The 8,364-nt window shown below is 70.7% G+C and carries 8 protein-coding genes and 2 pseudogenes; 3 read left to right on the plus strand and 7 right to left on the minus strand.

The genetic code is table 11. From position 1 onward, the window contains the following. Positions 1-610, plus strand: a pseudogene (locus ACY45C_RS17480) (HAD-IA family hydrolase); the annotation flags it as partial. A 64-nt stretch (positions 611-674) separates the two neighbouring features. Here the strand turns inward: ACY45C_RS17480 and ACY45C_RS17485 are convergent. The 3 genes and pseudogenes from ACY45C_RS17485 to ACY45C_RS17495 form a co-directional block, all read right to left on the minus strand. Then, positions 675-1,655 (minus strand): annotated as a pseudogene (locus tag ACY45C_RS17485) (ROK family protein); the annotation flags it as partial. 16 nt (positions 1,656-1,671) lie between these two features. Beyond that, positions 1,672-2,493 (minus strand): shikimate dehydrogenase family protein, encoded by an 822-nt coding sequence (locus tag ACY45C_RS17490; RefSeq protein WP_462188629.1) that lies wholly within the window; start codon positions 2,491-2,493, stop codon positions 1,672-1,674. Between the two features lie 5 nt (positions 2,494-2,498). After that, the gene (locus ACY45C_RS17495; protein ID WP_462188635.1) at positions 2,499-3,569 is read right to left on the minus strand and encodes a 3-dehydroquinate synthase family protein; all 1,071 of its coding nucleotides are present in this window, start codon (positions 3,567-3,569) and stop codon (positions 2,499-2,501) included. A gap of 297 nt (positions 3,570-3,866) precedes the next feature. On the opposite strand from ACY45C_RS17495, the gene ACY45C_RS17500 reads away from it, so the two are divergent. Then, positions 3,867-4,403 (plus strand): MarR family winged helix-turn-helix transcriptional regulator, encoded by a 537-nt coding sequence (locus tag ACY45C_RS17500; RefSeq protein ID WP_462188630.1) that lies wholly within the window; start codon positions 3,867-3,869, stop codon positions 4,401-4,403. 60 nt (positions 4,404-4,463) lie between these two features. On the opposite strand, the gene ACY45C_RS17505 is transcribed toward ACY45C_RS17500, so the two are convergent. After that, entirely contained in the window at positions 4,464-5,036 is a 573-nt protein-coding gene (locus ACY45C_RS17505) for a VOC family protein (protein ID WP_462188636.1), read from the minus strand. Positions 5,037-5,256: 220 nt separating this feature from the next. On the opposite strand from ACY45C_RS17505, the gene ACY45C_RS17510 reads away from it, so the two are divergent. Further along, entirely contained in the window at positions 5,257-5,388 is a 132-nt protein-coding gene (locus ACY45C_RS17510) for a hypothetical protein (protein WP_462188631.1), read from the plus strand. A gap of 346 nt (positions 5,389-5,734) precedes the next feature. On the opposite strand, the gene ACY45C_RS17515 is transcribed toward ACY45C_RS17510, so the two are convergent. The 3 genes from ACY45C_RS17515 to ACY45C_RS17525 all read right to left on the minus strand — a co-directional run. Then, complete coding sequence (locus ACY45C_RS17515) at positions 5,735-6,211, minus strand: hypothetical protein (protein ID WP_462188632.1); 477 nt, start codon at positions 6,209-6,211, stop codon at positions 5,735-5,737. Next, positions 6,208-7,590 (minus strand): L-seryl-tRNA(Sec) selenium transferase, encoded by a 1,383-nt coding sequence (selA, locus tag ACY45C_RS17520; protein WP_462188633.1) that lies wholly within the window; start codon positions 7,588-7,590, stop codon positions 6,208-6,210. The genes ACY45C_RS17515 and selA overlap by 4 nt, the downstream gene beginning before the upstream one ends. A 260-nt stretch (positions 7,591-7,850) precedes the next feature. Next, a partial coding sequence (locus ACY45C_RS17525; protein WP_462188634.1) for a hypothetical protein occupies positions 7,851-8,364 on the minus strand: 514 nt, incomplete at its 5' end.

An 8,364-nucleotide genomic window follows, 5' to 3' on the forward strand; every position in this document is an offset into this window, starting at 1 on the left:
CTTCAGCCTGCTCCGCAAACGGGCCCTCCTCACCCGATGATCACCGGCGGGCCAGAAGAATCACAAGATCAGCGACAGATCCTCCCGGCGAGCCCCCGTTCGAGGAGTACAACCGGCACCTGGGACGGTACTTCCGGACATCATGCGGATTATGAATCTGCCGCTGGAGATGGAGGAGCCGTTCGTCCGCGAGAGCTATCGGCTGGCCCACCAGGTGGTGCTTTTCGAAGGGATCGCCGCGCTGCTGCGGACCCTGCACGAGCGCGGCCTCGGGCTCGCGGTCGCCACCGGCAAGGCCGGTCCACGGGCCCGGCACCTGCTGGGTGAGCTCGACATTCTGCCGATCTTCAATTATGTCATCGGCTCTGATGAGATCGCCCGTCCCAAACCGGCGCCGGACATCGTGAACCGGGCACTCGAACTGTTGGGCGTGGCGCCGAGTGAGGCGATGATGATCGGGGACGCGGTCGCCGACCTGGAGAGCGCGCGTGCGGCCGGCGTGATGGCGGTGGCCGCGCTGTGGGGCGAGGCGGACGGCGCCGAGCTGGTCGCGGCCGAGCCGGACGCGGTGCTGCGCCGGCCCGCGGAGTTGCTGTCCCTTCTCCGGCCGCACCCGGTCGAACCCGCCGGCACCGCCGGTGTCCCCGCGGCTCACAGGCCGGCCGACCGATCCTCGCCGGCGACTGAGCCGCCAGGATCGCTCCGAACAGGGAGGACAGGCCGCCCAGCAGCGCCGGGCGGATGGGCGCGGGCGGATGTCCCGGGCGGGCAAGGGCCTGGGCATGCTCGGCGACCGCCTGCGGAAATCCAGGCAGGCCGGCCGCGAACCCGCCGCCGACCACCGCCATCGCGGGATGGAGCAGTTCGGTCAGCCCGACGACGGCCGTGGCGATCGCCGCGGCGCTCTCGCCCACTGTCCGCACCGCCCAGGGGTCGGCCGCGAGCCAGGCTGCGCGCAGGTCCGCGAAGGTCACCTCCGCACCACGCCGCTGGGCGGCCCGGCGCAGGGTGGCCGGCCCAGATGCGGTTGCCTGCACACATCCGCGGCGGCCGCAGTCACAGCTGGGCCCGCCGGACGAGATGATCAGATGTCCGATCTCGCTGGAGCCGCGACCGGGCCCCGGGCAGGACCGGCCGCCGAGCACGATCCCGCCGCCGACGCCCGTCCCGACCCCCAGGTAGACCACGTTCTCACAGCCGGCCGCGTCCGCCTCCGCGAGCGCGGCCAGATCGCCGTCGTCGCCGCAGACCACGGTGGTGCCCGGCAGCAGATCCCGCAGCGCGGCGCCGAGGTCGAGCCCGGTCCAGGCCGGCCGGCCCGGCCATGTTGTGACCCGGCCGGCGGCGTTGATGGTTGCGGGCATCGCCACGCCGACGGCGTCGACCCGACCGCCCCATCGGGCGGTCAGCGCGGCAACGTGTGCGGCGAGATCGTCGATGTCCTGGGTGGCGGTCGCCGACGGCGACCACTGGAAGGTTGTCTCCACCGGCCTGACGCGACCGTCCGGTCCGTCCGGTCCGCTCGGCCTGGCCGGGCCGACCTGCTCGTCGCCTCCCGTCGGGTCCGCCACGGCCTGTGCGGCCTCGATGCGCAGCGCGACCTTGGTGCCGCCCACGTCGATACCCAGACAGCCGGTTAGAGGTTGTGCACGCATGAGCCCTCGCAGATCGTCAGGCGGGTGCCGCCGGGACGAGATCGAAGAACGAGCGGTAGAAGCCGATCTGGTGGGCGAGCATGTGGATGCCCGGATGGGTCGGCAGGCCGAGTGCGGCCGCGGCCCGCAGCAGGCGGGTGTCGGGCGGTTTCATGATGATGTCCGCCACGACGCAGCCCGCCGCGAGCCCGTCCGGCGGGAAGGGGAGCGGATCGTCTGGACGCAGGCCGAGCGGCGTGGCGTTCACCGCGAGATCGACATCGTGCAGCAGGGGTGCCGCGACGCCGACGGCGCGGCCCGGCCAGTGCTCGTCGAGGCGGGCGAGCAGGCCGTCGCGCTTCTCCCGGTCCGGATCGTAGATCGACAGCCGCGTGCTGCCGGCGTCGAGCAGCGCGGCCGCGATGGCGCTGCCGGCGCCGCCCGCGCCCACTAGCGAGACCCGCGTTCCGGCCACCGGGCGTCCGGCGGCCGTCAGCCCCCGGACGAATCCCGCTCCGTCGAAGTTGTCGGCCTGCCAGCGCCCGGACGAGCCGCGGCGCAGTGCGTTGGCGCTCCCGCTGATCGCGGCCGCCGGACTGCGTTCGTCGGCGAGGGCGCAGGCGGCGACCTTGTGCGGAATCGTGATCAGGATGCCGTCCAGGTTCTCGATGCGCCGGAGTCCATCGAGTACGGCGGGGAAGTCCGCCGGCCGGGCGTGCACCGGTACGAGGACGGCGTCGAGCCCGAGTTCGTCGAACAGCGGATTAAGTAACGACGGCGCCTGTACCTGCTTGACGGGATCCCCGACGACGGCGAACAGGCGGGTGGTGCCCGTGATGGCACGCGGGGCCGGTGGCATGGGCGTCAGGCCAGCGGCCCGCGCGGCATGTCGCCGAGCGTCTTCATGACCAGGTCTTCCGGAATGTCGCCCACCAGCTGTGGGCCGTCCGCGCCGTCGAGCACGAAGGTGAGGCCGGTGTTCGTCGACTTCTTGTCCAGACGCATCACGGCGACGAGCTCGGCGGCGTCCGCCTCAGTGGGCAGTGCCGTCGGCAGCCCGTACCCGCGGACCACGTCCAGGTGCTCGCGGACCCGATCGTCCCCGATCCGGCCGAGCTCCCCGGCGAGACGGCCGGCGAATACGGTGCCGATCGCCACCGCCTCACCGTGGCACAGCGCGAAGTCGGTGGCGCGCTCCAGCGCATGCCCCAGGGTGTGGCCGTAGTTGAGGATGTGGCGCAGGCTCGAGTCCCGTTCGTCCCGGGCGACGACGGCGGCCTTGAGCGCCACGCTGGCGGCGATCTGCTCCGTCACCGGCAGACCGCGTAGGTCCCCGGTGCCGATGAAGTGGGCCCGCGCGATCTCGCCGTAGCCGTTGATCCACTCCCGCTGGGGCAGGGTCCGCAGGTAGTCGGTGTCGCAGAGGACGGCGCTGGGTTGCCAGTAGGCGCCGAGGAGGTTCTTGCCGGCGGGCAGGTTCACCGCCGTCTTCCCGCCGACGCTCGCGTCCACCTGGGCGAGCAGGGATGTCGGGAGGTGTACCACCGCCACGCCGCGGTGGTACAGCGCCGCAGCGAGCCCGACGACGTCCGTGGTGGTCCCTCCGCCGCAGGAGATGACGACGTCTGACCGGGTCAGCCCGAAAGCCGCGAACCGGCCGCAGAGCGCCTCGACGTTCGACAGGTTCTTGTCCGTCTCGCCGTCCCGTGCGGCCAGCCGCAGCACCGGCACGCCCGGGTCGGGGACCGCGTCCTGCGGCCGCGCCGAGACGATGACGGCCCGCCGGGCGCCGATCCGCGCGACGATGTCGGGCAGGATTCGGCGGACCCCGGGACCGATATCGATCGGATAGCTGCGTGAGCCGAGGTCCACCGAGACCCGTCGATGATCGGCGGTGATCCGCTCGATCGGGCTCGTCCGCTGCGCTGTGAGCATGCCCGTCAAGGTGTGCCTTCCGGATCCGCGGTCGCGTGCTAGCGCCTGCCTGGTGCCTTGCGGTGGTGCGTTGCGGTGGTTCTGCACGGGCCGCCGCGGCAATTCTGCCGCGCCCGGGAGTCGCCCCCCTTCCGTCGGGTCGGGTGTGAGCCATCGCACCTCCTCCCGTTCGTCTTCGTCGCTCGCGCGCGCCGCCGACGCCCCGCGTGGGTCGCTGCCCCGCGTGGATCCGTGCCCTTGTGTGGATCCGCGCCCCGCGCGAATTGATGCATGGTGCACGCAGAGTAGGGTCGTGTGGTGGGTTCAGACGACGGCGCGAGGCTCGCGGCATCGCTCGGACTTCTCCTCACCCGGCCGAATCGGACGCGTCTGTTCGGGGAGCTGCTCTCCTCGGCGGACGTCGGACTCGACGAGGCTGTCTACCCCGTGCTCAACGGTCTGGCCCGCACGGGCCCGACCACGGCGCGCAAGCTGAGCATGGAGATCGGCATCGACCGTTCGGTGGTGAGTCGGCACAGTGATCGTCTCAAGGCGCTCGGGTTGCTGCGCCGTTCGGCCGATCCCGATGACGCCCGCGCGGTCCGCTTGACGCTCACCGACGAGGGCCGGGCCGCCATCGATCGCTCTCGGCGTCGGCTAGCTGACGTCTTCCAGCGCATGCTCGACGACTGGCCCGCCGAGGACGCGCGCGCCTTCGTCGCCGGCATGGATCGCTTTGTCGCGGAGGGCGCGCTCAAGCCCGCGGGGCGACCTGGATACGCCCGCGGAACATCGGGAGGCCCGTACCCACAGAGAGGCCGCCCGGCTCGGGGGGTGCCGGGCGGCCTCGATTGATGATGACATTTGGATGGCCGCCGAGACAAGTCCACGAGGACGGCAGGTTTCGGACAATAATCACCAACCGTCCCGTCCGGCGCCCCCGGGGATGAGTTCGATCAGTAGTCCGGAACCCGCGTCGAGATAGGCCTGTCGCGGGTTCCGCGCGTCCGGCCGGAGCTGCTCGACCAGGCATCCCGCGGCGACCGCCCGGTGCAGGCACGCCGGCAGGTCGTCGACCTCGTAGCCGATGGAGAACATTCCCTCGCCGCGTTGGTCGAGAATTTCCCGCCCTGTCCACGGCCGGTCGCCGGGTTCCACCAACTCGACCAGGCTGCTGCCGAAGCGGCCGAACGCGATCCGGACGTTCTTGATCATGATCGGTCGATCGCGCCAGAGGGCGGGGCCGGAGACGACCCGCGACTCCCACGCGTCGACCCGGAGGGAGACGGCGTATCGTTCCCGGGCAGCATCGAGGTCCGCGACGAGGATGCCGAGATGGTGGAACATCAGCTCGCCCAGCATCTTCTCGATGACCCGCGCCGCCAGCAGGGCGGAGGCCGGTGAATGGGGCGTGGTGCGGACGGACGGCGACGCCGGATCCGGCGTCGTCCGGATCCGGTCCTCCCGATTCTGGATGATTGTCTCCATCACCGCGGCTCCCTCCATGCCTCTGGCCCGGGCAGAGGGCGAGGACGCCGATCGTATCGTCGTCCTCCGGGCTGTTCTCGCCGTCCCGCGGGTACCATCGATTAGGACGATCCCGTCGCGGATGGACGCGGGACGGCCCCGGCCTTTAGCGGCCCGGCCTTTAGGAGTCGAAATGAAATAACTTGCGCGTTTCGAACCCTCCACAGGCCTGTGACCTGCGATGATGCTCTCGATCACGTATTTGTTACTTCATTACGTCCCCCTGGACGCCGCTATCCGAGGTGGCCGACTGCATCCACCGTACTCTTTGAAGGATCACAATCAGCGCAACCAGTACACAACGACGTACTGAACCATCTCTACGGCTTCCGGTCTCCGTAAGAGGTGCATCGATGCCGATGGGTAATCAAGCTTCCCGAATCGGAAGTTTGAGCTATATGCCGGAATTTATAATATTTGTACTATAATGTTCTGATGTCTAGGCCCGTCGGCGGGCCCGCCACATGCGAAGATGCGACGCGGGTCCCCGCCGCCGCCGAGCGAACCGTGAATCGCTTATTTCTCCGTTGTTTTAGCGTTAGATTGAGGTTTGGATCGGCCGTCCACTGATCGTGAGGGATCGTGCTCGCGGCCGACGAGGGCCACGGCGCGGTGGTCGCACGTCAGGCGAAGCTGTTCGACCTCGCAGCGGGACCGCGCTACGCGACGGCGTGGGGCGGGTGGTGCCGGGCCCAGCCGGTGACGAGCGTGCTCGCCAGCAGCAGCCCGCTGATTATCGGACCGGCGCTGAACTCCGTCGCGGTGGGTTCCAGCCCCGGCCAGGCGATCGCGAACAGGCTCAGCGAACAGGCCGCCCCGAATCCGGTCGCGGCCAGCCAGTGGCGGTGAACCAGGGGCAGCCCGGCGAGTCCCGCCGCGCCGACGCCGTGCCCGAGCAGGGTCGCTGCCAGCAGCAGGCCGCCGATGCTCCAGACCGCCTCACCCGGTAACGAGTCGAGTAGCGTGGACTCCCCGTTCCACCGGTACCGTTCATCCGGGGTCCCCGTGGGTGCGCCGGGCCAGACGAGCAGGTGGACGAGCCCGTAGCAGAGCAGGGTCAGCGCGGCGGCGACCGAGCCCAGCCGTCTCACCGCGACGGCGACCGCCGGGGAGTCGTAGGGGCGGCCGAGGCTCACGGCGTCCGTCGGCCGGGCACGGTGGCGCGCGGGATGGCCATGGATTCGATCGTCATGACGTCGGCATCCTCGGCGATGTGCGGCTCGGTCGGGGCATCGGTGATCGTGGTCGCGCCGGCTTCGGTCGCGGCAGTCAGCACGGCGGCGGCGAGGACGGGATCGAGTTCCACCGGAACGGTCCGCAGATCGAGCAGGCAGCATCCCTGCTCGACCCGGCCCAACACGGAGGGCTCGCCCTGGCGCAGGGGGGCGGCGATGACTGCCTCCAGGGCCACCGCGGCGCTCGGCAGCTCCGGACCGAAGCCGCCGAACCCTCTGATCGTCAGACCGCCCGCGGGGCCCGTCGGGGCCATGTCGTCTTCGTCTTGTGCGCCCTCGCGCTGGTGGCTGCCCGATCGACGGAATGCGGCGTCATTCGGCTGCGGCGACGATCCACCCCCGCCGTCGACGACCGCACGACTCGCTACAGCCGAGGCTGCGATGCCCGAACGCCGTAGCCACGCGGCGAGCGTCTCGGCCCGCGTCATCAGCCGTTCCGGTCGGGCGTGCAACGCCTGCCGGACAGGGGAGTCGGGGTGGCTGAGGGTGGCTTCCAGCGCGGCGAGCGTGAGCTTTCCGGCCCGCATTGCCCGGGCCATCGGATGCCGACGCATCCGGTCGATCAGGTCGGCACGTCCCAGCAGCAGGCCGCCCTGAGGCCCGCCGAGCAGTTTGTCCGCGCTGGTCGTGACCACGTCGACGCCGAAGCCGAGCCAGGTCGTGACATCGGGTTCATCGGCGAGGAGCGGCTCGGGGTGCAGCAGCCCGGAGCCGCAGTCACCGACGAGGGGGATCTCGAAGTCTGCGCAGAGCGCGGCAAGATCGTTGATCGCAGGGGTGTCAGTCAGCCCCACCACCTGATAGCTGGACGGATGCACGCGCAGCACGAGCCCGGTCTCCGGCCCGATCGCGTCGGCGTAGTCCCCGAGCGTCGTGCGGTTGGTGGTGCCGACCTCCCGCAGCCGAGCCCCGGTGCAGACCAGCAGTTCGGGCAGCCGGAACCCGTCCGCCGTCTCCACCAGCTCCCCGCGGCTCACCACGATCTCCCGCCGCCCGGCCAGCGCCGTCACCGCGAGGATCAGCCCTGCCGCGTTGTTGTTGACGATGTGCACGCCCGCCGCTGCGGGCACCGCGGCTGCCAACGCGGCCAGGGCGGTACGTCCTCGTCGTCCTCGCCGTCCGGTCCCGAGGTCAAGCTCGAGGTCGGTCGTGCCGGCTGCCAGGTCGAGGGCCGCGCGGGCGGCCGCGGACAGGGGAGCTCGGCCGAGCCCTCCGTGGAGCAGGACGCCGGTAGCGTTGATCACTGGGCGCAGCCCGGTGGTGACGCGAGCGAGCGTCATCGGTGCCGCTACCGGTGTCGTCGGGCTGTCCTGGGCCGGGGAAGCGAACAGACTTGTACGATCGATCACTCTTGGTGAAGCTAGTGCTCCTCCTCGCGGGATTCCGGACATGGCCGGGACGGCGGCGTGGCCTGTCGGGTGTCTGCCTCTGCGCGGTGCCTGCCTCGGCTGGGTGCCTGTCGGGTCGGTCCGCTGCCCTCACGGCTCTGGCCGTCCTTTCGATGATTAAAACGGCGCATGGCCGGGCCTCGGGCCTTCGGTCACCCGGACGGCCCCCCGCCCAGGTTGATCGTCGGCCAGGGTGGATCGTCGACGCTGAAGATGAGGACGACGTCGGTGTCGGAGACGAAATCGACGAGTCGTGCCCCCGCTGGTAGCAGAGCCAGCGCGTGACGGAGCTCCGCGGCGCTCGATCCTTCCCCAGCGGAGATGATGTGCCGCGAGCGGACCCCGGAGGCGAGGTCGGCAGGCGGCGGTGCAGCACCGGGGGGCTGGGACGCGGAGCGCCCCACGGTGGCGAGCGCGGCGCTGGACAACAGGGCGGCGAGCCGATGCGCCTCGTCCGGCACGAGATGCGCGACGCAGAGAACGTTGAGCAGGGCCGACTGGGTGCGGAGAACGACGACTGGGGTTCTCCGCGGGACGCTGGGCTGCGTTCCCACGGTGATGACCGTGCCGTCGATCCGGCCGATGAAGGTGATGACGTCCGGGTGAGCGTCATCCGGGGTCCGGGGTGGGGTCCGGGGCGGGTCGATGTCCAGGATCTGGATCTGT

The organism is Frankia sp. CcWB2 (genome assembly GCF_977927585.1).